This window comes from Chitinophaga sp. CC14, from assembly GCF_048957795.1.
GTDB lineage: Bacteria > Bacteroidota > Bacteroidia > Chitinophagales > Chitinophagaceae > Chitinophaga > Chitinophaga ginsengisegetis.
This window is the reverse complement of the sequence record NZ_JARBFY010000003.1, coordinates 2,044,085-2,070,416: the sequence shown is the minus strand read 5'-3', so window position 1 is coordinate 2,070,416 and position 26,332 is coordinate 2,044,085. Positions and strand designations below refer to the sequence as shown.

Genomic DNA, 26,332 nt, shown 5'->3' with positions numbered 1-26,332 from the left:
ACTTATGGCAGCAGTTGTACCTATCAATATAGCAGATCCTACCCTGCAGTATACCATCACGGCAAACGGCACCGCCGTGCAATACACGTACCCTGTTATATCTGTAACGATACATCATGAACTGAACCGGATCTCCTGGGCAGAAATCATGTTATCGGATGGCACCACGGCGAAAGCATCCACCGGTGTGATCGGCGATTTTCCTGCCAGCGACAGCGACAGCTTTTTACCCGGCAACACGGTTACCATTACTGCCGGTTATGGCAATACCGGTGAAGAACTTATTTTCACCGGCGTAGTGGTAAAGCAGTCGATACAGGCCACCGACCAGGGTTTCCACCTGATCGTCACCTGCAAGCACAGCGCCGTACAAATGACCATCACAAAAAAAGATGCAGTCTTTATAAACCAGACAGACAGCGCCATCATGTCTACCACCGTTAGTAATAATGGATTGAGTGGAGATATACAAAGCACCAGTGCTATCAATGAACTGGTATTTCAGAAGTTTTGCACCGACTGGGATTTCCTGTTATCACGCGCGGAGTTTAACGGCTTCGTGGTATCACTGGTAGGCGCACAAATAGTGGCGGCCCCGCCGGTGGTAAGCGGAGAGCCGGTAGTATCAGTGGCTTTCGGTGAATCACTGATCAACTTCAACGCCTCTGTGAGCGCAGAAAAACAGGTGCCTTCCCTCACCGCTGCCGCATGGGATCCGCAAACATTGGCCATGATCACTGCTACTGCCGCGGAACCGGGGCTGAATGCGCAAGGCAACCTGGAAGCTACCACGCTGGCTTCCGCACTGCATCAAACACCGCTGCAACTGGTATCCAACTCACCGCTGGCGCAGGAGAGCTTACAGTCGTGGGCCAACAGCACCTTGTTGCGTATGCGCCTGGAATCTATCAGCGGACAGGTGTCCTTCATGGGCAATGCCACCGTATGGCCCAATACATTGATCACTTTAGCCGGCGTAGGTTCGCGCTTTAACGGTAACGCCTATGTGTGGGCCGTAACGCATACTCTCAAGGAAGGCGTGTGGAATACCAACGCAAAATTCGGGTTGAACAGCAAGCCTATTTATGAAAGGGAAAACTTTTCCTACTCGCCTGCAAACGGGCAGTTGCCCGCTATACAAGGACTTCAGCTGGGCACCGTAGTAGCCATTTCACAGGACCCTGGCGCGGAGTACCGCGTGCAGGTGATGCTGGCTACCACGGCTACCGGTCAGCAAGGCACCTGGGCCCGGCTGTCTACTTTCTACGCCACAGAAAGCGCAGGCGCTATCTTTTTCCCGGAAGTAGGCGACGAAGTAGTAGTGGCTTTTATAGAGAATGATCCGCGTTACCCGGTGATCATCGGCTCCCTGTACGGTAAGATGAAAACGCCGCCGGTGATACCCGCAGATAATAACAATTACATCAAGGCGCTGTATACCAAAAGCCAGCTGAAAATTACGTTTGATGATGAGAACAAGATCATCACCGTAATTACGCCGGGAGGCAACAGCATTGCACTGAACGATATGGCGCAGGAAATAGTGATCCAGGATCAGAGCAGCAACAGCATCACGATGGCGCCGGCAGGCGTTACCATTAACAGCGCCAGCGACCTTACGCTGCAAGCCACGGGGCAGCTCAAACTGAATGGCATGGCCGTGAATGTTGCCGCCACCACAGCACTGGAAATGAGTGGCGCCACGCTTTCCATGTCGGCGGATACTACGCTCAGCGCTACGGGGAACGCGTCTGCCACTCTCTCTTCTTCTGCCTCCACTATCATACAGGGAGGCGTGGTAATGATTAATTAAAACCTAAAAAACAACTCATGGGACAACCAGCCGCAAGGATCACAGATATGCATGTATGCCCGCTCATCACACCGGCGTTGCCACCGATTCCGCATGTAGGCGGCCCGATAGTAGGACCCGGCATGCCCACCGTATTAATCGGCGGACTGCCCGCTTCTGTAGCAGGTGATCTGTGTACCTGCGTAGGGCCGCCGGATTCGGCTATCATGGGATCGTTCACAGTGCTGATAGGCGGGCGGCCCGCGGTACGTATGGGCGACAGCACCGCCCACGGCGGCGTAATAGTATTAGGATGTCCAACGGTATTAATAGGAGGTTAACAATGGCAAAAGATATCAAATCATTTTTAGGGACAGGCTGGAGCTTCCCTCCTTCCTTCGACAAACCCAACGCATCAGTACTGATGGTATCTGATGTGGCAGATATTGAAGAAAGTATCCGCATCATTCTCAGCACCATTCCCGGCGAACGCACGATGTTGCCGGATTTCGGCTGCAACATCCGCAAGCTGGTATTTGAAGTGGCAGACTCGCGTTTTTCAGGAGAACTGAATCACCTCATCTATCACGCCTTGCTGGAATACGAACCACGGATTAAACTGGTGGACTCGCAAATCGTTGACCAGACAATGGAAAGCGGCACCGTGTATGTACAGATCAACTACACCGTGATCTCTACCAATACGCGGCACAACCTGGTGTATCCGTTCTATTTCCTCGAAGGTACCAACATCAGTACGCGATGAGTAACTACTTTGAAAATATACAGGATGGCGTCAGCCAGTTGGAACGGCAACTGGATGCATTGCAACCTGCCTATGTAAAAGTAGACGACAGAAGTACCTTCGACCTGCTGGCGCAGCTGACGGCGCTCTCCAGCCAGTTTAACTATTATAATTTCAATCATCAGCCGGATGGCGACTGGCAGGAGTTCTTTCACGCGGATCTCGTGATCATGCTCATCGTTTGCTCCAATCTCCAGTTCACAGCCTATGAAGAAAAATATCTCTTCCTGCGGGATGCAATGGGCAAGGCTGGAAATGAAGCCAGTCTTTTTAAACATACCGCCGGTTTCTTCTCCCTGCTCTATGACATTGCCATTGAGCTGATGGATGTATTGCAGAAGTTATCCCTGTCGGATAAACAGCAGGTGATCCGGCATTATGCAGACCAGGTGATCCAGTCCGTGGAAGAAGAAACCACGAAATTATACCGTTACGAACTACAGGTAAAACAATTGTTTCCTTATGAAACGGCCAGGCATCATACCCTCCGCAGCGCTGCTACCACTGCCAGGTTGCAGGCGCTGTTCCCCGGCATTTCAAACAATACTACCGAAGGGGAAGATACCTTCGGCGGATTTTTTTCGCTGAATGAAATTTATGACACCCTGCGTACTAAATTTTACCAGACTTCCAGCTCCTCATCTTACTATCTGAAGAATCAGCTCCACGAACGGAAACATACGCCGCATATGGGGCTGTTAATGACCTTTACGGAGCTTTACAAACACCTGCAGGACCAGATCAACGAAATGCCCAAAAGGCATCTCGATTATTACTACCGCACCATACTGGGTATGGAACCGTTGCACGCCGTGCCGGATAAAGTACATATCCTGATCATGCCGGCGCCGCAGGTAGATAATCTTACCATCGATAAAGGAGAAATAGTGCTTGCCCCCACTATCGCCAGGAAGGAACCGCTGAAATACCAGCTGCGCGATACGCTCAAAGTACATGCTACCACTATCACAGCGGTACATACCCTGTATGTAAGTAACTATCTGCAGATCGCGGCGCGGTCGCTGCAAACCAATAACATCTGCGAAGCTGCTATCTATCATGCTATTCACCCGGTAATACCGGCGCCGGCATTTGCAAAGCTCACTATCCCGCCTGTTACCTGGCCGTTGCTGGGTGAAGATCAGCACGACCTTTCGCAATCCGTACGCACAATGGAAAATACGTCGGTTGGTTTTATGATCGGATCACCCGCTTTATACCTTACAGAAGGAAGCCGCTCCGTGCAGGTACGGGTGCATTTCAACGCTGCCAGCTATGCGGGGCTGATAACATACCTGCAGAATTTTTCTGCCGTTACCGGCAGAAGCCCCGCTGTTATCACCAGTGAACTGATGTCCGGCGCATTTCTTTTATACTACACTACTCCCACCGGATGGGCGCCCATTAAACATTACAATGTGCGTTGCAGCGCTGCAGAGCAGGCAGACAACGCCATCCTGATCAACTTCCTGCTGCGCGGCAGCGAAGCTCCTTCCGGTGTATATAACCCGGAAGTGCATGGCGCCAATATTTCATCGGCGTTGCCACTGGTGAAAGTATTGCTGAACAATAACAGCTTTCATCACTCCTACTCTTTTCTCCGTCACCTCGTACTGGAGCGGGTAACGGTAACGGCTAAGGTAACCGGCTTCCGGGCGGTAAAGCTGGATAACAATATCGGGGAACTGAATGCCTATAGTTCTTTCAGGATCTTTGGTCCCATGCCTGCGGTAGGTTCGTTTCTTGATATCTGTAACACCAATGTTTTTAATAAGTATACAAAAGACTTCAGCATAAAACTGGAATGGCTGGAGCTGCCTAAAAATATAAATGGGTTCGATACCTACTTTGCCGCTTATCCGGGCAATATGACCAACAACGCTTACAAGGTAGGACTCAGCAGCATTAACAACGGCGTATTTTTGCCCGAACGCGGCAACCAGGAACAGTTCCGGCTTTTTGATACCTATCGTGACAAAGAAGGCGACGTGTATCTGGCAGATACCACACTGATCAAAGACCCCGACTTTAACAAGATCAGTTTCTCCAACGGAATGAAACTGGATAAAGAAGCAAAGCGCAGCGGCACAGCTTACAGGCAGGGCGCCGTCAGGCTGGAACTGTCGGCCCCTTCCGAAGCATTCGGGTACCAGTTATATACACTCATCTTTCCTGAAATAATTTTATACAACGCCAAACACCCCTCGCGGAAAAAGCCAATGCCGGGCCTGCCTTATGTGCCGGTGGTAAAGTCCATTTCCATCAACTATACGCTGGAGCATTCCGAATCATTGAAGCCCGGAAAAATATCTATACCGGGAGAAACCATGGAAGTACATCATGTGGGCGTATTCGGGAATGAAGAAATTTATCCCGGCAATGGCGCCAATGATTTCTCGCTGCTTCCTGTGTTCAATGAAGCCGGTCATTTGTATATTGGTTTTAACCAGCTGAAACCGGGAGAAGAGTTGTCGCTGTTATTCCAGTTGGAAGATAAATATTTCACCGACACCACTACCCGCCTTACCCCGCTGAACTGGAGTTACCTGGCAGACAACAAATGGCATCCTTTTGAAGGTATGTGTCTCTTATCAGACAATACCAATAATCTTTCGCGGAGTGGCATTGTAAAGATCAGGGTGCCCTGGGACATCAATACCAATAACAGCATCATGTCGCCAGACGCCTGGTGGATCAGGATTTCAACGCCTTCCCATGAATGTATCACACCACGGGTCATTGGTATTTTCCCCAATGCAGTAACTGTAGAACGCGTGTTTGAAGGCGTGGGCGGTTCGCTGGAAAAGGTATTGTCGTTCCCACCACTGACCATAAAAAATACAAAGCGGGATATCCGCACAATCCAGGCCATCTGGCAACTGTTTCCTTCTTTCGGAGGCCGTAAAACAGAGCCGGAAAGTAAGTTCTATACGCGGGTGAGTGAAAGGCTGCGGCACAAGCAACGGCCTGTTGCAGCACTGGATATTGCACAGGTATTACTGGAAGCTTTTCCGGAGATACTGATTGTAAAATGTATCACTGCGCCACCCGGCGCCAGGGATGAAGATGTAAGCATTGTGGTGGTTCCGCGGCAATCGGACAGCGGCCTGTTTATCAGTGCAGAACCTAAAGTAGACCTGGATACGCTGTGCCGCATCCAGAATTTTATGCAGCAGCATATCTCTCCTTTTGTTGCGTTATCGATCCGCAACCCGGTATATGAAAGCGTGAAAGTTGTGTGCAGTATTATGTTCAGGGATCCGTCTGAAAACAACCAGAACAGCCACCTGCAACAGTTACACCTTGATATCCAGAAATATCTTTGCCCGTGGTTGTTTGATCCTTCCTCGCATTTGAAGATAGGCAGCACCCTGTATAAATCTGAACTATTGAATTATATCAACCGGCAGCCTTATGTAGAATACATTACCGGTTTTTCGCTGGTGCATTTTTACTATATGAAAGATGAAGATACCGGTATGGTGACTGCCTACAGCACAGATACCGCCATAGGCGATCTTCAGCAGGTTACGCCTTCTTTGCCGCAGGCCGTGCTGATCCCGTCGAAGGAACACCTCATCACGGTATTGCGGTCGCCGGAATACAAAGAGCCGGAACCATTGGGCATTGATGCGCTGAAGATCAGCAGCGAACTCATCATCGGCAACGATCATCCCGTTATAACGCCAACGGACCAACGACCGGATCATGCTACCGATGAAGAAATGCTCACGATCTCTATAATGCCACCCTGATCAATATCTGGCAACTATTCATCTCTTTATATAAACTCCTGACATATGGACATGCAAAATAAAAAAGTATACGGGCGGGATGAGCTGAAACAGTATTTCAGAAATGGTGTGATGCCAACAGAAAATCATTTCGGCTACCTGATAGATTCTACCATCAACAAACAGGAAGATGGTTTTTCAAAAGATGAAGACAATGGCTTGCTGGTATCTACGCTCGGTGACTCCAAGCGGCTGGTATCCTTTTACCGCGCTACCGACGACCTTGAGCCTTTCTTCTGTATGGAAAAGGATGAACAGGACTACCCGGCCCTGCGCCTGAAACCCGGCACCGGTGAAGATGATCAGACCGGTCCCGGAAAGAGTTTCTTTTTTCATATGAACGGCAACCTGGGCATCGGGAAAAAAAGTGATCCCCGTTTTAAAATAGATGTCAACGGTTTTGCCGGTATGCAGGGACGCATGGGTACTTTCAAAACAGGCGCCGTTCCGGCCAATGGCAAATGGCATCCCATCCTGGAATCATTGGATAACTGCCAGGCATTTGAAGTGATGGCCCGAACCGGCAGGAAAGGCGCTGGCAGGGTAGCATTGCTTCATGCCACCGCGCTGGCCGCCTATGGCGGATCACATAACCGGATCAGCCAGCGTTGCGCCCACTATGGCTTCTTCTGGAATAAGATCAGGCTGCGCTGGAAAGGCACCACGCATAACTATGCGCTTCAATTACGCTCCAACAGCAACTATGGAGATGGCGTGGAAATATTTTATAACATCACCCGGCTATGGAGCGATGAGCTGTTTATGCCGGATGAGTATTACTATTAATGTTGTCATATGCCCGATAGTCCCGTTCTGATCAACAGAGACAAAGCCATTGCCCCCGCAATGGATTACGATCTTTTAATGAAGGAAGCGATTGCCCGTGTGCAGGAGCTGTCCGGTACCGAATGGACCGATTACAACCTGCATGATCCCGGTGTAACCATCCTGCAACAGTTGTGCTATGCGATCACGGATCCCGCCTACCGTACCGCTTTCCCGATAGAAGAAATACTGGCAGATAAAAAGGGCGACATTGATCCTTTGCCGCACTCTTTTTTCCGGCGCGCAGAGATGCTTACCTCTGCACCTGTAACGGCAGACGATTACCGTAAAGTGGTGCTGGATGAAATAGACGATATAGAGAATGTATGGATTGAACCCGTGCAAACCGCCCACCCATCCGGTTGTACAAAAGGCGTATACCGGGTATTTATACAGGTGGAAGATGCGATTGCGAGGAACATGAAAGCCAATGCAGACCAGGTACAACAGCTCGCAGCGCAAACCGATCATCTCCTGCAATCGTACCGGAATATCGGGGAAGATTTTGAACCCGCAATAGTACTGCAGCCACAGGAAATTTTTATCAAGGCAGAAATTTTTGTAGACAGCAGACATGAACCCCAGCAGATCCTCGCCCTCATGTGCAATGCTTTTGAAATGACTATCCATCCGCCGGTAAGATTTGTATCGGCCGCGGAAATGTATATCAATGGCCATACTGCGGAAGAAATGTATGCAGGTCCGCTACTGAAAAAAGGCTTCGTGGCAAACAGCGATCTGCATCCCCGCAAACAAACTGCCGATCCCGCCGATCTGATGAAAAGCGTATCAGAAGTACCCGGCGTAATGAAAGTAAAAGCCATTTACCTCGCAGATGAAAATGGTAACTTCCAGGCGAAACCTGTACAGATCAAAGAAGGCCACTACCCTTACCTGGAGATGGTGAGTGAAAAGCACGAGATAAAAATATCGAGCGATAAATTTGAATACAGTCTGCGTGATGCCGGCTTTCTCAATATGTACGAACAGGTGAAAACAGTGACCCGCAGGAAGTTTGCTGGCCACCAAAACTCCGAGGCTTCCAAACCGCTGAAAGGAACCTACCGCAATTTAGGCCAGTACTATTCGCTGCAACACTACTTCCCGGCTATTTATGGCATCGGGCATGAAGGGCTGGAAAAAGATTCGCCTGCCCTCCGCCAGGCACAGGCAAAACAGCTGAAAGCGTACCTGCTTTTCTTTGAACAACTGCTGGCCAACTATCTCGCACAGTTGAGTAACATGGGCAATTTGTTTTCGCCCTTCCTGCAACAGGTACCCCCAACTACGTATGCCACACAGCCATTGTACAATGTACCACACGCCGCCACTTTATTGAAAGCGTTTACCGATCAGGCTATACCAGCCCCCTGGGATGATTTCAGGAAGGATAACGGAAACCCCTATATTAAAAACATGCAGGAAGCTGCAGAGCCAGACAAAGTGTACCAGCAGCGAAAGAACACGATCCTGGATCATTTGCTGGCCCGCTTCAACCTCGTGTTATTGAAATACCCGGTTTCTTTCTATGAACAAACGTATGCCCGCGACGCCCCTCCTACCCGGATCAGCGCAGAGCTGGAATGGAAAGCGGAGATCCTGCGCGACCTGCCGGCACTCAGCGCTAACCGCAACCGGTCGTTCAACTACCGGGAAGACATTTTTAATGAAGGCACCTTATCCGGTTATGAAAACATTTTGCATAAACTGCTGCATGTACGCGTGGAAAAAAGAAAACGGCTTACCGCCGTATTTGACACCGGCAGCTGGAAAGTAGCGGTGAGCCACCCTTCCGAACCACACCTCCATGTTCACCTGGTAAAGGAATATAAAGTAAAAGATGAACTGCTGAAAGTGAATATTGCTGAGAGTACCTCCGGTGAAATCATTACCGGCAAGAAATACGACTACGGCCGGCAATCCGTGTCCCTGCTGCGCTACGGGCTGGACCCCGGCAATTACCGCATTATATATGATGAGGAAGAAGATGTTTACCTGGTGGTATACCGTCATGCTGCACACGCATTATGGCAGGTAGTAAGCCGGGAACAGACCCATGAAGAAGCTGTGCAGGCGGAAAAAGAAATGATCCGGCACCTGAAGCAGATCAGTATAGCATCCGAAGGATGTTACCTGCTGGAACACCTGCTGCTGAAGCCTGCGTACACAGACAGCAGTTTTGGATTCCGTATTTACAGCAGGGCTAATAAACTGTTGCTGCAACATGCACAATGGCTCACCCTCGATGAACGGGAATCACAGCTGGAAAACATGGCGCCGCTGGCAGCGGCCCTTAATGAAAAGGATGCCTATGGCAGCTGGCAACAGCTACAGCAGTATTACAAGATCTACTTCTATCCGGCAGATACGCCGGAACTGTTAACAGCAGCGCATTTCACGTCGCCTGATTATAAAGCAGCCGCTGAGAAAACAATGCTGGATCTGCTGTTGCTGATCAGGCAGATGAAAACCGGGCAGCACCGGCAGGTGCGTGTGGCGCCCTATGTAAAGCAGGGTACATCGCAAATGTTGCAGGAAGACTTTTTCAAATTCGGCATGAGCATTATTTTTCCTTCATGGCCGGCGCGTTTCCAGTATAAAGAGTTCAGAAATTTCGCAGAAGGACTTTTCCGGGAACATACCCCTGTACAGTTTCGTATGAACTTTAGCTGGCTGGGAATCACTGCCATGCAGGATTTTGAATCACGTTATTTCGGCTGGCTCAAAGCAATGCGTGGGGAGGGCGACCGGCCCTCCGCCGCTACTGCATTACTGGAGCTTATGATAAAGGATCCGGCATTTTCTCAACATGTAGTTACCGTATAATGGAAGCACACATCATCCGGCGATACAGCTTTGACATCACCTACGATTCGAGGCCCAGGGCTTTTGCCTTGCAGGACAAAGTAAGCATGCTTTTCCGGCAAAGTATCAGCAACCGTACGGATGAACTGCTGCAACAACTGATCCCCGCTGATATGATGGCCTCTATCGATGGCCTGGTGCTGGACATTGGCACCATTCCTTTCAGAGACCTGGAGACTGAGCTGCCGGTGAAGATACTCGCTGCTTTGCAACAGGCGCTTACCGACCTGCTGTATCACCAGCAGGCAGGCACACAGCATAGCGTTAGCGGAGACATTACCATCCGGAAAGGCGAAGACCGGCAGCTGGAGCTGATGACCTTTTTCCTGTTGCAGGGTGTAATGCCCTGGTGGGCTACTGCTGCTGAACGCGCACAACCGGGAGATATCGTTTTGCAATTATCAAAAACATCTCCCGGTAAACTGGCTGATTTTATCCGCAGTATTGGCCGGAGTCAAAGTGTACGGGAGCGGATCGTGTGGCAATTTCCCGTTGCCGTATTACAGGCTATAGTGGAAGTACTGGAGCCGGCGGAAGCATTGTTTATTATTGCCGGCAGCCGGGAAATAGTGTTGCTGCAACAACAGCAGCAACTACTGCATACGGAAGCCAGCGAACTGGAAAAAGCCGTGTGGTTGTTTATGCTCACCTACCTCATTATGGAGCGGGGCAGCAACTTTAACCGCAAAGAGTTTGTACGCAGCAACCTGCTGAAGCTGGCCGGGCATTTCAATCTTTCTTATGAAACCATCCTGGAACTGTTTTACGAGGCATTGTGGCGATACAAATCTTCCATCCCGGAAACGGGGCTGGGCAGCTATATCAGGGATCTTTATAACGAACTAACAGTTACCCCTCAACGAAAACTGGTTTCCGGCAGCGATCCTTCTTACAAAAAATTAATGGCAGATACCGGGGAACAAATCAATGTACTCCGCTACTACCTGTTGTATGGCGCTATTCCGTGGTGGGCGCCGGGTGTTACCCCGGCATCTCTCCAGCTGATGTTTAACAATACCGGTTACCGTGCCGCCACCTCCCTGAAACAGATGTTGCAGCTGGTATTGCAACACCAAACGGCCGCACACCGGTGGAATGAGCTGATGCAAACCAATGCAGTAGCAGTTGAGCAAACAGGGTATTTAAGGGAGATAAAAAACTGGGCAAACGACGCCATTGCCACGGCGCCCTTTGCCGGAGACACAGGTATAAAACGGTTACTACTCCGCGACGTGATCCTGCACCTGCTTACCTATGGCAGCATTTCCTGGTGGGGGAAAACGTATGCGCACTACTCTCTTAACAGCTTACTGGAGCAACTGGCCGATCAGCATCCGGACCAAACGCTGACCATCCTCGAATACGCCGCCACCTTACCAGGAGCGATGTACCGGTTGGTTACCGGCGTAAAGCCCACGGTATTTTTCCGGCTGCTGAAGAGCAGCGGGATGAGCAGCGCCGCAGAAGAAATATACGACAACGTATATACGCTGTTAATGGCCGTGCAACAATTCGTTACGGTGAGTACCCTGCCGCCGGAGCAGTTTATCCTGCAAGCTATCTGGCAATCGCTTACAGCGACGCGCTACCGGCGGATCAGTAAGGAGGTATTACTGCAACACCTGCTCCTTCCCGCCTGGTCGGAGGCTCCTGTATCCGCGCCGCATATGATCCGTTTCCTGTTGCAACAGCTGCTGCCTGTTATTAATCATCTTTCCGGCAATACCGTGCTGGCCAATGATTTGCAGGCATGGACCCTTCCCGCGCGTTCCGTTTCCACGCAGGAAACAGAACGCTTACCGCCACAGATAACAGCCTCCCCCGATGCGGTAACCAGCTGGCTGCAACAATTCCTGACCACGGGACAATTGCCTCCGGCAGCAGGTAACTCCTCAGTGGCTTATGCGGCAAGATTACTGCAATGGCTATACGAATATCATGAGGAATACATGAAAATGTTACAGGACAACATTACCTTATCGCCTTCCTTGTTCCGGCAGCTGGAGGAACTCTTCCTGCAACTGGAACCACATATCGAGCCGGTACAGGCGTTGCTGCAACCCTGGCTGGAGAAAACCATTGCGGCAGGTAGCGTCCCGTTTACCGCAGGCAGCAATAGCAGGATCTACCAACCCACGGTAGCGTTCCGGTCGTTGCTGCAACGTATGCAGCGCTTCCCCTCTATTACGGCGGAGCATCAGCAACAAACAGTACTGGACGAAGCGCGGCAGTTACTAACGGTATACCTTACACGCCACCGGTTGCCCGACAAACTGGGTCCTTTGTCATTATCGGCGACCAATGAAATCATCAAAGCAACCGTGATCCTGTTGTTTAACGCCGCCCCTGCCATCCTTCAACAGCTCTTTACCAGCTACCGGCAGCAGCTGGCGGCCAGGCTGCAGATATATGGGTTATTCTCCTTCTATGCCGGGGTACCTGACAGTCATATCCGGCAAAGCCTGGATGTATTCGCCGTACAGGATAGTTTGCTCCTGCTGCAGGAAACAGCCGGTAATAGTCACCAGGGCAGTATCACCGACTTGCGGAAAGCCGTCCGTTTTTATAAACAGCGCAGCCGGCAGGAACGGAAATTATTCTATAGTAAAATACTACAGCATCCCGCACTGATAGAACAAATGGCGCAGCATCTCGATGAAGAAGCTTTTCTCGATATCATGCAGGATGTGCCGCTTGGCTGGAGCGCCAACGTTACGGATGCGCTGCATGAATTGCAACGGCTGCTGGAAACACTGCTTCCCGGCAGCCAGGAAAAAATGCAGCTGCAACAGGTATTCCGGCGGTTTCACCTGCTATTGCAGGGTGCGCATATACATGTATACGATGCGCGCAGCTATGCTACCCGTTTCCTTGATTTTGTGAACGTGGCGGCGCCTGGCATTGCGGAGGCATTAATCAGCCAACTGGTAAAAACAGCACAACTGCCGGCGGCACTATCGTATACGCATATACGGCATGTGGTACCGGTGTTGCAACAGGAAGCGCAGCTAAGTATTACTGCCAACCGTCACCGGGCCTTGCTACGGGAAAGCCTCTACGAAAAAGACCAGCTGCAAACCATGAGGGCCGTTACCACTGCAGCCGCCGGGCAGCCGGAAATCCCGGAAGCGCCGCCACGGGAACCAGAGAGCTGGGCTAAAGTAAAGAAGCCACCACTGGATACCATTTACACCGGCAACGCCGGTCTGATTATACTCCATCCGTTTATTCCTTATGGCTTTAAACGGATTGGCCTTGTAAACGACGAAGGGTTTGTAAACAGGGATGCGCAGCATCGTGCAGTACACCTGCTTCAGTATATGGTAAACGGAAAGGAAATACATGCAGAGCATGAGTTGGCACTCAATAAAATAATGTGCGCCCTCCCGTTGGAGGAACCGGTGCCGGCAGAGATGTTACTTACAGACGAAGAAAAACAACTCTGCGAAGAACTGCTGAAAGTTGTGATCCAGCGCTGGGAGAAAATGAACAACTCTTCTGTGGAAGGCTTCCAGGCCGCCTTCCTGCAGCGCGACGGCGCGCTCTGGGAAAAAGATGATGACTGGTGGCTACGGATAGAAGAACGGGGCTACGACATGATACTTCAAACCTTACCCTGGGGCATTGGCATGATCAAAACCCCGTGGATGGAAAAAACAATATATACAGAATGGGCATACAGTTAATAGCAGCCAATGCGGCTGCATTGGAAAAAGAACTGGAGTGGTTCCGGTTACTGGCTGAAGCACGGATGCAGCAATACTTCCAGCAATCAGTGGTGGAATACCCACCTATGCCGGACCTCTCCGACGATCCATCGGTGTACGCACAGATCATAAAGCACTACGGCATGTCGCATGCCGAACGGACCATATTGCTGCTCGCACTCATCCCGCATATACAACCACAGCTGCTGGACATTTTCTTTGTAAAGAACGCTACATACGACAGGGGCTTTACAGAATTTGGCGGTATTAAAGGACTGATGCATGGCGGCTTTTTGCCAACCGGGGAAACAGCCGCATTTCTGCTGGCTACCGGCGACCTGCAACAACGGTTTAACCTGATCCGCTATTTCAGTCCTGATCATTTCTTTGCCAAACATCAAATCCTCAGACTTACTCCTGCCGGCGAAGAGCCGCTGCTAAGCGGCACCCTGAGCCTCTCGGCCGAATATCTCAGCCTGTTTACACAAGGACTTTCGCACCGCCCCGATTACAATACACAGTTTCCTGCCAAACGCATTGAAACGGGTATGGAGTGGCGCGACCTGGTGCTGGAGCCGCATGCAATGGAAGAAGTGGAAGATATCCGTACCTGGATCGAGCATGGTACTACCCTGTTGCACGACTGGGGCATGCACAACAAAATAAAACCTGGCTTCCGCAGTCTTTTTTATGGTCCGCCGGGAACGGGAAAGTCGCTCACCGCCTGCCTGCTGGGCAAAACGTTCAACATGGATGTGTACCGGATCGACTTATCAATGGTGGTATCAAAATTTATTGGTGAAACAGAAAAGAACCTTGCGCAGGTATTTGACAGGGCTATCAACCAGCAGTGGATTTTGTTTTTTGATGAAGCAGATGCGTTGTTTGGAAAACGCACGCAAACCTCTTCTTCCAACGACCGGTATGCTAACCAGGAAGTAGCATACCTGCTACAGCGGGTGGAAGATTTTCCCGGCGTGGTGATACTGGCCACTAACCTGAAAGCCAATATTGATGAAGCTTTCGCCCGCCGTTTCCAATCAATGATCTATTTCTCTATGCCTGGCCCGGAGCAACGGTTACGCATATGGGAACAATCGTTTCCCGCACATATAGCGCTGGAAGATAAGGTGAACCTGGAAGACACTGCGCGTAAATATGAAATGACCGGTGGCACCATTATCAACGTAGTGCGTTACAGTTGCCTGATGGCACTGAAACGGGGAGATAAAACCATCCGGCAAAAGGATGTACTGGCGGGCATCCGCAAGGAGTTTGGGAAAGATGGAAAGATTGTGTAAGCCTTACTGCTACTTCAACCAGGACATATCGCTTCCTTCAAAATCACTGACCGCCAGTGAAGGGACTTTAATAGACAGATCGTCTGCTGATATTTTATTTTCCATTGCTTCACTAAAGTACTTTTTATTTCCCGCGGGGATATTGCGGGGGATTCCTCTTATCCTGCTGTTGGTTCTTAATGTTTCCCGCATTCCCTCCGGACCTGTAGAACCCATTGTTTCTAATCCCCGGGGGCTATACAAAGGGTTATCACCTGAAGCGTCAGGATACTCTTTAAGCCTGTCGCCATCTGCATATAACTCGTTCAATTTCTTCTCTGCATTGGCGCTGATAAGACTTATATTCTCCGCACCTGGTAATGAAGCGATGAGGTCGTTGGTGGCTTTTTTAGCTTCCGACCTGTTATGAGTGAGCATGCCGGTTTTATAGATCTTCTTTTTCACTTCTTCAAACAAATCAGGATGTTCCGCTTCAGCCAAACCGCCGGATGCACCACCTTCCTCCGTATTCTTTCGGAAACCAAGATCGCTGTCTGAATAAATGCCGCCATACTTACTGAGAATACTGTAACGCGCCAGGTCGGATGCAGTGCCAAAATTGGTCCATGTATCATTTGGATCAGCAGGTGCTCTTTTAATATAGCCGGCCTCCTTCTGATAATGTTCTGTAAAGATGCTGTTGTCGGCAGAAATATCTTTAATGATGATTCCATGCTCGCCAGCCCAGACGGACATATCTCCAAAACCATTTTGTATACGATTAGTCCGGTCGCGCCAGCGGCTATCAGACCACAACCAGATCTGCGCAGCAGGATTTCTTTCCTTCCAGGCAAGTACATTCGTTTTCCCGCTTCCGGGCATCGAGCCTCCTATCCAGATGAAATGAATGATCTTTGGCAGGCCCCCATCTTCCTTACCCTTAAATTCACTGATGTAGTGTTCAATAGCTTGCGCCTCTTTACCTTTCTCCAGCGGATATACTTTGGGCTCCCGCATCAGTACCTGTATTAAACCATAGTTTGGTTCAAACAGTGCAGGATTCAATGCAATGATATCACTGATGGTGGGTTCCTCCTCTGTACCTTGATAGATAAACTTTCGCTGGACCGGCGCATGTTGAGAGATACCATTCCTGCCTGCTATGTGATCCGCATTGCTGCGAAAGGTACGTTCCTGGGGGCTATTTCGGGTATACATGGGGATACTGTTTTCGTTAATCCGTATAATGAAATTAACGAAAAAGCGCCGGCTTTCAACATGCTAAGAGAATTAGTTTAACCCGCAGGATTATACAGATACAAGGTTTTCAACACCGGCCTGTTTTCTTAAATTCATCAATGCGTACCGTACCCTTCCCAGTGCTGTATTAATGCTGATGCCGATGGTTTGCGCCATTTCCTTATAACTCAGATCGGCGTAATACCGCAGGATGAGGGCTTCGCGCTGCAGTCCGGGCAAACGGTCGAGCATCCTGTTTATTTCTTCAGTCACCTCCGCCCGGATCATGCGGTACTCCTGGCTGTGTTCCGTAACCTCCATATAATCGCCCAGGTCATCGTTGTAGGTGACTATGGTGCTTTGCCGTTGATTAGCTTTCCTGAAATGACTGATACAGGCGTTATGGGCAATCCTTACCGCCCACGCCAGGAACCGGCTGTTATCAACATAGTGGCCCGATTGCAATGCGTTCACTATCTTTATAAATACTTCCTGGAAGATATCTTCTGCCAGGCTTCTGTCTCTCACAAGTAAAACAATAGTAGTAAAGATCCTGTTCTTGTGGCGGTATACCAACGCGGTAAAGGCCGGGTTGTTTCCTGCAATATACAGGCGGATCAACTCCTGATCCGTAAGGTCACTATATGGGTTCATACACGGTTTCGTAAATTTTGGTCAATGAATGTTTTCAAATGGGGCTACCCTGAACAGGGCAGCCCTTTTATATACTGGTGGTTGTATTAGCCAACCTAGTCCTTGAGATTTAAATATTTTTTTACCTGGCTGTAATCGTTCCAGTCGATACCTGCCGCAGATCTTGCAGACACGCCACCGGGAATAATTACATACCTGTATTGATAACGTTTATCCGTAGTAGTGGTACTGATAGGTGCATTCGCAAGCAGGTCGATGGCGCCAACAGAGGCAACAAACCTTACCAGGTAGCCATATTCATCTACATACGGTAACGCTTGTACGAAAGAATTGGCAGCAGTACCGAGATTGATATATACGTTGATAGACGCATTGGCCAGTAAGGGAGCTGTTAACTTCGGCGCATCCAGGCTGGCGCCATATATGATGGTGTTAATAGTACCATTCTGATTAAAGATGGTATCTGCAGGTGCAAACGCCACATCCTTCCAGGTGGAATAAATAACATTCGCTGTACCGGTTGCGCCTGAATCGCCTTTAGGACCGGTGGGTCCGGGGATACCGCTTGGACCAACAGGGCCCGCAGGACCAGCAGGACCCGGATCTCCATCTTTGGAGCAGGCAGCAAAAAATAATACAACCGCAGTGATCAATGCATAGGGCATAAAGCGTGTAACCTGTTTCATAATGACAATTGTTTGTTTGTTTTTATTGATTAAATGAAAAGATGAAAAAATTGATAGCCGCTACCATACGTTACGGGGACAGGTATCTCCATACTTGTTACCCAGCAGGAAACCGATCATGATTTCATGAGTGCCCCTGCTCACTGTGTTCAGGGAAGACGACGTATAGTCGTAAGAGTAACCGATGTTAAACTGTGAGCTGATGTTTACCCCAAACATAGCCGCCACCCCGTCGTTGATCCGGTAGGAAGCGCCCAGCCAGAGGCGGTCGCGGTACATGAACCTGGCGTTGACATCTACACTGAACGGCATGGCGGTAATCATTTTCAGCATCACCGACGGCATCACATTCAGATCGTCGTTTATCCATAACCGGTAGCCGGTAGTAAAGAATAAATGTGGCACCAGTTTGCCGCTGTAAACAGAGTCGCCTACTACTTTGCCATTATCAAACCCGATTTGCTGCGGGATAATATTCTGGACGGATAAGCCGGCGAAATAATCTGCCGAGTACAGCCACAGTCCTGCATTTACTTCCGGCTTCCATTTATTCAGTATACCGGTACTGGTGCCAAGTACAGGATCGGAAGGATCAAAGAATTCCACCCTGCTGGCATCCAGACTCACCTGTTGCATACCGATACCAATACCTGCGCTGACGCTGGTTCTGGGAGAAAGATTGATGTGATGCGCATAGGCGCCGCTAATGGAAAATCGGTTAAGCGGACCGGTTTTGTCGTTCAGCACAGTGAGTCCCACACCCGGATGCGGAGGCGGCGTGGTATAGTCCTGCCAGTAGGCTTTTCCGCGGGGATTACTCCCTTCCGGATCAAAGCCTGTGGGCGACGCGGTACTGTAATCCGATTTACGCAAAGGCCCCTGCAGGGTCATATACGTGGTTACCGGTGCACCTTTCATACCTACCCACTGATGCCGGTGACTGAAGCGCAGGTCCCAGTAGTTTTCAATACCCGCCAATGCCGGGTTGATGATGAAAGGATTCATGATATACTGCGTGTAATGTGGCTGTTGCTGTGCATGGGTAACATGCACGAGCAAAACAAGCAAACCTGTGAGCACAATGTTTTTCATGGATCAGTGATTTTGGGTTAAACAGCCGGGCTGTTACTTTTTAATGATGGTAAATGCCGTTCTCCTGTTCTTCTGCCTTCCTTCCGGATTATCACTACCATCTTCCAGGGTATTGGACGCTACCGGCTGCGTATCGCCATAGCCTATATAAGTAAGCCTGGAGCGGTCAATACCTTTGCTTACAAGATATTCCACGCAGGTTTTTGCACGGGCTTCCGACAAGCGCTGGTTAAAGGCGGGCTTACCTTTGCTATCCGTGTGCGCACTCAGCTCTATGTGCATATCCGGATTGGCGGTGAGCAGTTCCGCGAGTTTATCCAGTGAAGGGAATGAACCTTCCTGTAACGTTGCCTTGTTGAAATCGTAATACACGTTTTCCAGCACTACCGGCGCTTCCGGCGTAACCAGCTTCGTCAGGCATAATACCGGCACCGTCATACCGGCGGTGTCTTCGTTCAACGGAACGGTTATCTCCTGCGTATTTGTCGTATATCCGTCTGCGTTAGCAATGGCTTTTAATGGTAAAAAATCTTCCACGGTAAAAGCATAGCTACCATCGGCGGCGGTGGTGTGCGTGTATACCACTTTATTGCTGATGGTATCTATTACGTTAATGGCTGCACCAGCCAGCGGCGTATTATTATCGCAGGATACCACGATACCGCTTAATTGCTTCGGCGGACGGTTTTTATGTACAAAGAACAGCTCCAGGCAGCATTCTGCAGCGCGGTCGGTACCCAGCAGCACTTCATCCAGCAGGTTTTTATTATTGCTTCTGCTGGTAAAATAAATATCATCTTTCACAGAGTTCACCGGGTAACCCATGTTCACCGGCGCTTTCCACGTGCCTATATTTCCTTTGCTGGAGAAAAAGTCGTACCCGCCCATGCCTACGCGGTTGTCCGCAGAGAAGATCAGCGTTTTGGTAGCAGCATGATAAAATGGCGCCTGTTCATTGCCGGCGGTGTTGATCACTTCTCCCAGGTTAGCTGTTTGCAAGGGTTTCCCCGATTCATCAATGGTGGCATACCATAAGTCGAAACCACCGTAGCCATCGGCCCTGTCGCTGGCGTACAACAATGTTTTACCATCTTCCAGTAAATACGGTTGCTGGGTATTATTACCTGCCGAATTCACCAGCGCATCCATCACTACCGGATCGCTCCAGTTATCACCGTTTTTACGCGACACATATATGGCCGACACTTTCTTACCATGATCAATATGCCAGCGGGTAAGGAATAACAACTCCCCGTTGGGCGACAAACACGCAGCGCCCTGGTGCAGTCCTTCCGGTTGATCCAGCTTTAACAGGCGGATACCGGATACCTGCCCGGCTTCATAGCTGGCGGTATACAGGCGGTTGATATAGGTATGATTTTTTTGAAAAGAACTATCCGGCCTCGTAGAGGTAAAGATGAGGGTGCTGCCGTTGCTCCACAAAGGCGCATAGCTGGCGCCGGTGGTATTTAACGCAGGAGGCGCCTTCTTTACGCTGTACTCCGACAGATCTTTTTTATTCAGCTGCGCCGTAATAAATTCCAGGTTCTGCAATTCGCGTTTAGCCGCTTCCGTGAATTTATCATTAGCGGTATAGCCGTCGAGGAAATTTTTAAATGCCTGCGTGGCCTCTTCATACTTAGCCAATGCGCGCAGGGATACCGCATAGTAATAAGACGCCAGCGGGAAACTGGTTTTATCCAGTTCCATCACGGATTCATAATAAGGCGCCGCCTTACCGTAGTTATGAAGATTCCGGTAACTCTCTGCCAGCTTATACACCGCCTGTTGTTCACTGCTCACCTTTACTGTTTTATTTTTTACCACAGACACGGCGGCATACGGTTTGTAAGTATCCGGCTTCACCGTTTTGGTGCGGGAGCCCAGGTACTTTTCATAATAGGTAGCCGCTGAATTGTAGTCTTCTTTACTGTAGTACTGATCTGCCGCTTTGAGGTAGTTATAGGTAAACTGTGCGAACGACATCATACCGGATAACAGCAATGCGGAAGTAAATAATATTTTTTTCATGAGATCCTGTTGCTTTTAAAAGTTGATTACAATCGTGGACAAACAAATTCTACATCCGGTGTTCTTACCGATCTGCGACCAATGAACGTAAGGGATATTTCAAAGCTGTTGGAGCCATGCGCCATTTTGCTGAGATCGGAGGTATTGATATCATAGCTGGCGCCAAGCATCATGTTTTTATAGATGAATCCCGCGTGTGTAGTCACGGCATCTTTATACCGGTAGTTCACGCCCAGCAGGAAATCCGTTCCCGCGGCGGCATTCAACTGGCCATAGGCGCCAATCATTTTTTCCTGTGCAGGCCCCTGTTGCATAAACAGGAAGTTGGGCGTAATGCTGAGTATTTCCGACAACGTTAATTTCACACCACCATGTACATTAAAGCGCATCGGGAAACGGGCATCTCCTTTGGCGCTGAACTGGTCCTGTGGTTTTGTGAGATGCATAACGGATATGCCGCCATAGATATTAAAGTTCTTCCCGGGGGTAGCGTCATAATACAAAGCGCCTGCGCCCGCATCAAAGGAGGCTGCCGAGTTGCGGGTAAGTACATCCGATACCGGGTTGCCGGGGTTGTATCCCGTAACAGGATTCCACTGCTCACCATAGGTGAGTTTGGAAGGGTCAAACCTGCGCTGGATAAAGCCGAGCTGCAAGCCAAAGTTTAACTGGTGATAATGGGAAGCATCCAGTTTCACACCGGTGTAGGCCGCGCTTACGTAGGCGGTGGTATAATTGTAGCCGCCATCGCCGGCAGTTTGGTTTAATACGCTGGCGCCTATATTAATATTTTTTGCGGTGGGTATTTCCCCGCTTACGCCATATGTTTTAAACGGGCTGATATTCCCCCACTGGGTACGGTAAATTGCCGCCACGCGGTAGTCGCCGTCAAATACGCCGGTAAGCGCAGGGTTTAACCAGGACGGATATACGTAGTACTGGGAAAAATGGGGATCGGTTTGCGCCATTAACCGGGTACCGGAGCATACAGTGGCAGCAAAGATGAATAAGGTTGCAATGATCGTTCTCATTTACAATACAATTTTATGTGAATGATTTACTTTACCTGATAATAGTTACATAGCCCGTGATAGGCGCCATACCTGCCCTGAGCTTAATTACATAATAGTAAGTGGCCAGTGGCAGCTGGTTGCCCTTAAACCGGCCGTCCCACGGTACACTATAACCGGTGGAGCGGTATATCCTTTGTCCATAGCGGTTAAATACTTCCACGGTGCTTTCTGCATAATCAGACAGGTTGCTGATGATCCAGGTATCATTCACACCATCTCCGTTTGGAGAGAAAGCATTTGGCGGCGCAACGGGCTTCAGCACTTTCACCGTCATGGCGTCACGTGCCATACAACCGTACTTGCCAATGGCAGTAAGTGTGTAAGTGGCATCATGCATAGCGGGAATTACCGGCGACAACACCGTAGGATCGGGGAAGTCGGCTGCTGGGTCCCAGGCGAAAGTGAGATTCACCGAATCGTTGGCCACAGGCCTGAAGCTCACAACAGTACCCTGTGGCACAACAAAGGATGGTCCGGCATCTATCACCGGCTGGAGGTATACGATCACCTTACTGCTATAGGCAGAAGATCCGCAACCCGACTGATTTGCTACCTGCAACTGCACACTGTATTCACCAGGTGCGGTATATTTTTTTACCGGATGCTGTTCAGTAGAAGTGGTGCCATCACCAAAGCTCCACTCCCATTTATTAATGGCTCCGGTAGGATCTGTACTCTGATCGGCAAATACATTATCAGCGCCCTGGCAAAGGGTATCCGGCGTTACTTTAAAGGACGCCACCGGCTGACCAAAGAAGGCACTTAATGTTTTAGCCGACGAATCTTTACAACCATAAGCAGTAGTAGCCACCAGTTTCACATTAAACGGTCCAAAGGCTTTGTATTGCCAGGTAGGATCTTTTGCTGTGGAGCCTGTACCACCATCGCCGAAACTCCACTGATATGAAAGACCCGACTTATCTTTTGCTGTAGTGAGATTGGTAAACGCAGCGGTTCCATCCGGCATACATACTTTGGCAGGCAACGTGAAATCTGCTTTAGGCAGCTCATGCACGGCCACTATGGCTTTGGCGGTATCGCTGATGCAATTATGATCACTCACTGCCACCAGCTTCACGAGGTAAACGCTGTCTTTCAGGTAAGTGATGGTAAACGGATTGTTATTGGTGTTGTTTCTCAATGTACCATTGGCCAGGTCCCATTTCCAGTTGGTAATGTTTCCGGCGGAGATGGTAGACTGGTCCGTGAAAACGGCACTCTGCCCCAGGCACAAACCTGCCGTAGCAGTGAATGCAGCTGCAGGTTTAGGATATACTACCAGCGTAGTGGAAATAGAATCGGTACAGCCGCTGTCGGTGGTAAACACATACCAGATGGTATGCGTACCGGCGCCTGCGGTGGCAGGTGTGAAGTTACCTGTGGAGTCCGTAGCCGGGCCACGATAGTAGCCTTTACCGGCCACGCCATTTTGTATAGTGGCTTTGCCTACTGCTATGGTACCGGGCGTGTTTACGCAAACGCCAGTCAGGGCAGCATAGGCCAGTTGTGGTTTCAGTTTAAAAGTAGCCGTTACCGTAGTATCTTTCGTACAGCCCTTATCGGTAGTTACACTATACTTAATGGAGTAGGTACCAAACTTCGTATAGGCGTGCGTGGGATCTTTCGCTACGGAGGTATTCGGATTCGCAGTTGTTGCGTAGGCATCCCCGAAGTTCCAGGCATGTGTACTGATGGTTTGCGCATCAGGCACTACTGCGCCGCTGGTAAACTGTACCAGGCCGCCTACCGGGAGGCAATCGCCGGGATAAGCGAAGAGCGGATTGGGTTTGGCGTAAGCCGTAACCGTTTTTGAAACGGTGTCGCTCACACAGAGGTTGCTTACTTTCACCACGTGTTTTATGGTGTAGGTGTTATGGTCTTTGTAAGTAATCGTTTGTACGGCACCGGTAGTGGCGTTCAGTACAGAATCATTACCAAAGTTCCAGTACCACGACTTTAAAGGCGCTGTACCTCCATAGGTAGCGTTATCAGTAATCTTCAACACCCCTCCTTCGCATAATGCCGCGGCATCTGTAGTAAATGACGCTACCGGCTTAGCCACTGCAGCCACCTGGAAGGAAGTATCTCCCACACAGCCATCCCTTGAAATTACCGTTAACTTTACGGCAGCATTGCCTACAGGAAATACTTTTCCTACCTGTATGCCACTGTCTTTTACCGCTCCCGGGAACTCCCACTGCCAGCGATCGATCAGCGGATCCTTCAGGCTTGTATCTCCCTTAAAATAAACAGTATCCAGTGTACACCCGGTATAGGTGTAGGTCATTACTGCACGCGGCTTTCCTTTCACGGGTACCGTGAATCCCACCTTCTCTGTGTTGTTACAGTTTTCAATGCTCGGATGTGTGGACATCACCGGCACATCGTACTCTCCTATGGCGCTGAACTGGTAAGTACCGGGTAAAGAGTATTTATAATAAGTGATCCCGTTGATCAGTACCGTACCGGTGCTTACCGGTGCGTTGACTGTTACATCTGCATTTGGCGTAATGGCGGTGCCGAGTGTGCTGAGCCGCCATACCATTTTTGTAGGCTTGTACGCCATTAAAATGGATAATTGCACGGGCGTATTGGTACAGGTAAAATCATTCGACGTTTTAGAGGTATCATAACTGTTGTGAATAGAGCCTACAGCATTGAGGTTATTGATCAGTGTACCTGCGTTGTAACCATAACTTTCCACGCTGCCCAGGCCATAGGTAACCGCGGTGAAAGCCGAGTCGCTGCTCACAATACATTGTGCAGGTGCGGCCGGCCATCTTTTGATCACCACCGTATAACCGTTGAGGTTAGGGTGCGGGTACGAGAAGTCGAACAACGGGCTGCCGTCAATCCTGAGCGAGGTAACGCCGGCTGTAGGAATGATCATGGTGAGATAGTTGGTTTCTATAAACTCACGGTCGTTCCGGTAAAAACCAATCCGTTTAATGGCCTGTTCAATAGGACTCAGGTACACCATTTCCGGATCACCTAATCCGCCATTGTTGCCACAGGCACCGGACGATGACATAAACTGCGCCACCAGTACCGGTTTATCGGATTCTATATAATCGGCGGTATTGCTAACAAACTCGTAGTAGGAATTGGCGATCAGACCGGTGAGGATAACACCATTTCTTTTTACAATGGTAGCAGGATCTTTCACCACTACCTTATAAATATTATACTGGAGAGTAGACGGCATATCATCTTCAGACGTGGGCGCGGTGAGATAACGTTTACCCCATGCCTGGAACGGGAAAATCTGCTGGATATTATTATCGCCACTGCTGCCGGTGTTATTGCAGGTGATGGCCGTACGGCTGCTGCCGGAATATACAGCCACAGGATAACACTGTCCCATTGGGTTACCGATCGATTTAATGGTAGTACCGGTCAGCTGCCGGCCTGCACCACCACCCAGCGAGGCGCCTACCAGCTGGTAAATATCCCCCCGGTTTAGTGTAACCGTAAACGGTACGCCGGCAGGCCGGCCGTTGCGGGTTAATACCGAAGGCGTGATTTCCACTACCGTATTATTCTGATTTGCTATTACGAACATCCAGGAAAAACAGTCATCTGCGTAGTTCTGCATACTGTTTACAGAGATGTAGGAATAGCCCCACGTTTCTTCCGGCATCAGCATCGTAGCACCCGAAGAAGCGCTACCATAAATATGCGCATAGGCAACAATGGGCACGTTACTTTGTATGTGAATAGACTTGCCCGTAAAAACACCTTCACCGCCGGTACCGCCAAAAGATGGCGGCAGGGAATACAGTCGTGCATCTATAGCACCCGATTTGGGGATCAGGTCAGAAGCAATAACGGTATTGGCCGGGATGCTATACGTGCGCGTCCAGGTGGTGCCGGTAATGCTCACTGTAACTGTGGCAGGTTGCTCTGCACTCAGGTACAGGATCATTTCCTGGCTATTGCTTTGCCCCATTTCCATGAACTGATGGTGTCCGTAGCCCACCCAGAAATCTTTCCCTTTATTGGAAAGATTCTGGGCGTATGCAACATTGGCTACGAACTGAAACAGGGTCAGGGATACGGCAAGGCAAAGTCGCTTTATGTATATTAGTTTGGTTGACATCTTCTTCAATTTTTCATATTGAAATGATTATTGTTTGATGATCATCTTCGACGTCGTTGTACCATCTGCAAAAATGGTATTCAGCATATAAGCTCCCCGTTGGATATCCTGCACATCCAGTTGGTTGTTTTTACCGGTAACGGCTACACGCTTGATGGTTTTGCCATCCATCGCGTAGAGTACCAGCTGTTGAATGGATTTACGCGATTGTATAGTGAGGGAAGAAATAACCGGGTTCGGATACACCTTCACAGATCGCTGCAACATTAAAAGGCTGTCGATATCCTGGCGCATGGGCCGGATAGTTGCATTGGCACAAGGCCAATGCAACATCCAACACCCAATGACTAACAGTAACAACTTCTCTATGCTTACTTTTTTCATATAACT

General features: G+C 49.6%; 16 protein-coding genes. 8 read left to right on the top strand and 8 right to left on the bottom strand.

Features of this window, described 5'->3' with window-relative positions:
- Positions 1-4 precede the first annotated feature (4 nt).
- From vgrG to PV783_RS18220, 8 genes are read left to right on the top strand one after another with little or no spacing between them, the layout of a single operon-like run.
- Complete coding sequence (vgrG, locus tag PV783_RS18255) at positions 5-1,813, top strand: type VI secretion system tip protein VgrG (RefSeq protein WP_111580468.1); 1,809 nt, start codon at positions 5-7, stop codon at positions 1,811-1,813.
- Between the two features lie 17 nt (positions 1,814-1,830).
- The gene (locus tag PV783_RS18250) at positions 1,831-2,133 is read left to right on the top strand and encodes a PAAR domain-containing protein (protein ID WP_079467634.1); all 303 of its coding nucleotides are present in this window, start codon (positions 1,831-1,833) and stop codon (positions 2,131-2,133) included.
- Between the two features lie 2 nt (positions 2,134-2,135).
- The gene (locus tag PV783_RS18245; protein ID WP_111580469.1) at positions 2,136-2,558 is read left to right on the top strand and encodes a GPW/gp25 family protein; all 423 of its coding nucleotides are present in this window, start codon (positions 2,136-2,138) and stop codon (positions 2,556-2,558) included.
- Positions 2,555-6,352 carry a hypothetical protein gene (locus PV783_RS18240; RefSeq protein WP_420989074.1) on the top strand — a complete coding sequence of 1,266 codons (3,798 nt, stop codon included), beginning with the start codon at positions 2,555-2,557 and terminating at the stop codon, positions 6,350-6,352. Before PV783_RS18245 ends, PV783_RS18240 begins: the two co-directional genes overlap by 4 nt.
- Before the next feature lie 45 nt (positions 6,353-6,397).
- Positions 6,398-7,177 carry a hypothetical protein gene (locus PV783_RS18235; RefSeq protein ID WP_079467637.1) on the top strand — a complete coding sequence of 260 codons (780 nt, stop codon included), beginning with the start codon at positions 6,398-6,400 and terminating at the stop codon, positions 7,175-7,177.
- Between the two features lie 9 nt (positions 7,178-7,186).
- Complete coding sequence (locus PV783_RS18230) at positions 7,187-10,042, top strand: hypothetical protein (RefSeq protein WP_420989073.1); 2,856 nt, start codon at positions 7,187-7,189, stop codon at positions 10,040-10,042.
- Positions 10,042-13,767: a contractile injection system tape measure protein gene (locus PV783_RS18225; RefSeq protein WP_420989072.1), complete on the top strand. Its 3,726-nt coding sequence runs from the start codon at positions 10,042-10,044 to the stop codon at positions 13,765-13,767. Before PV783_RS18230 ends, PV783_RS18225 begins: the two co-directional genes overlap by 1 nt.
- On the top strand, positions 13,752-15,089 hold the full coding sequence (locus PV783_RS18220; protein ID WP_079467640.1) for an ATP-binding protein: 1,338 nt from the start codon (positions 13,752-13,754) through the stop codon (positions 15,087-15,089). Before PV783_RS18225 ends, PV783_RS18220 begins: the two co-directional genes overlap by 16 nt.
- 9 nt (positions 15,090-15,098) lie before the next feature.
- Here the strand turns inward: PV783_RS18220 and PV783_RS18215 are convergent, their stop codons facing one another.
- The 8 genes from PV783_RS18215 to PV783_RS18180 form a co-directional block, all read right to left on the bottom strand.
- A complete protein-coding gene (locus tag PV783_RS18215) occupies positions 15,099-16,286 on the bottom strand; it encodes a glycosyltransferase (protein WP_420989071.1) in 1,188 nt (395 codons plus the stop codon).
- A 90-nt stretch (positions 16,287-16,376) separates the two neighbouring features.
- Entirely contained in the window at positions 16,377-16,961 is a 585-nt protein-coding gene (locus PV783_RS18210) for an RNA polymerase sigma factor (protein ID WP_079467642.1), read from the bottom strand.
- 95 nt (positions 16,962-17,056) lie between these two features.
- Entirely contained in the window at positions 17,057-17,647 is a 591-nt protein-coding gene (locus PV783_RS18205; protein ID WP_420989070.1) for a collagen-like triple helix repeat-containing protein, read from the bottom strand.
- 60 nt (positions 17,648-17,707) lie between these two features.
- On the bottom strand, positions 17,708-18,739 hold the full coding sequence (locus PV783_RS18200) for a PorP/SprF family type IX secretion system membrane protein (protein WP_079467644.1): 1,032 nt from the start codon (positions 18,737-18,739) through the stop codon (positions 17,708-17,710).
- Positions 18,740-18,772: 33 nt separating this feature from the next.
- Complete coding sequence (locus PV783_RS18195) at positions 18,773-20,770, bottom strand: OmpA family protein (protein WP_420989069.1); 1,998 nt, start codon at positions 20,768-20,770, stop codon at positions 18,773-18,775.
- Between the two features lie 26 nt (positions 20,771-20,796).
- The gene (locus tag PV783_RS18190) at positions 20,797-21,801 is read right to left on the bottom strand and encodes a PorP/SprF family type IX secretion system membrane protein (protein WP_420989068.1); all 1,005 of its coding nucleotides are present in this window, start codon (positions 21,799-21,801) and stop codon (positions 20,797-20,799) included.
- Positions 21,802-21,832: 31 nt separating this feature from the next.
- Positions 21,833-25,942 carry a PKD domain-containing protein gene (locus PV783_RS18185; RefSeq protein ID WP_420989067.1) on the bottom strand — a complete coding sequence of 1,370 codons (4,110 nt, stop codon included), beginning with the start codon at positions 25,940-25,942 and terminating at the stop codon, positions 21,833-21,835.
- A gap of 27 nt (positions 25,943-25,969) precedes the next feature.
- Entirely contained in the window at positions 25,970-26,326 is a 357-nt protein-coding gene (locus PV783_RS18180; RefSeq protein WP_111580479.1) for a T9SS type A sorting domain-containing protein, read from the bottom strand.
- Positions 26,327-26,332 lie beyond the last annotated feature (6 nt).

Excerpts from the sequence above, each read along its gene's own strand:
- vgrG (WP_111580468.1), top strand. The coding sequence starts at position 5 with ATGGCAGCAGTTGTACCTATCAATATAGCAGATCCTACCCTGCAGTAT.
- PV783_RS18250 (WP_079467634.1), top strand. The coding sequence starts at position 1,831 with ATGGGACAACCAGCCGCAAGGATCACAGATATGCATGTATGCCCGCTC.
- PV783_RS18245 (WP_111580469.1), top strand. The coding sequence starts at position 2,136 with ATGGCAAAAGATATCAAATCATTTTTAGGGACAGGCTGGAGCTTCCCT.
- PV783_RS18240 (WP_420989074.1), top strand. The coding sequence starts at position 2,555 with ATGAGTAACTACTTTGAAAATATACAGGATGGCGTCAGCCAGTTGGAA.
- PV783_RS18235 (WP_079467637.1), top strand. The coding sequence starts at position 6,398 with ATGGACATGCAAAATAAAAAAGTATACGGGCGGGATGAGCTGAAACAG.
- PV783_RS18230 (WP_420989073.1), top strand. The coding sequence starts at position 7,187 with ATGCCCGATAGTCCCGTTCTGATCAACAGAGACAAAGCCATTGCCCCC.
- PV783_RS18225 (WP_420989072.1), top strand. The coding sequence starts at position 10,042 with ATGGAAGCACACATCATCCGGCGATACAGCTTTGACATCACCTACGAT.
- PV783_RS18220 (WP_079467640.1), top strand. The coding sequence starts at position 13,752 with ATGGGCATACAGTTAATAGCAGCCAATGCGGCTGCATTGGAAAAAGAA.
- PV783_RS18215 (WP_420989071.1), bottom strand. The coding sequence starts at position 16,286 with ATGTATACCCGAAATAGCCCCCAGGAACGTACCTTTCGCAGCAATGCG.
- PV783_RS18210 (WP_079467642.1), bottom strand. The coding sequence starts at position 16,961 with ATGAACCCATATAGTGACCTTACGGATCAGGAGTTGATCCGCCTGTAT.
- PV783_RS18205 (WP_420989070.1), bottom strand. The coding sequence starts at position 17,647 with ATGAAACAGGTTACACGCTTTATGCCCTATGCATTGATCACTGCGGTT.
- PV783_RS18200 (WP_079467644.1), bottom strand. The coding sequence starts at position 18,739 with ATGAAAAACATTGTGCTCACAGGTTTGCTTGTTTTGCTCGTGCATGTT.
- PV783_RS18195 (WP_420989069.1), bottom strand. The coding sequence starts at position 20,770 with ATGAAAAAAATATTATTTACTTCCGCATTGCTGTTATCCGGTATGATG.
- PV783_RS18190 (WP_420989068.1), bottom strand. The coding sequence starts at position 21,801 with ATGAGAACGATCATTGCAACCTTATTCATCTTTGCTGCCACTGTATGC.
- PV783_RS18185 (WP_420989067.1), bottom strand. The coding sequence starts at position 25,942 with ATGTCAACCAAACTAATATACATAAAGCGACTTTGCCTTGCCGTATCC.
- PV783_RS18180 (WP_111580479.1), bottom strand. The coding sequence starts at position 26,326 with ATGAAAAAAGTAAGCATAGAGAAGTTGTTACTGTTAGTCATTGGGTGT.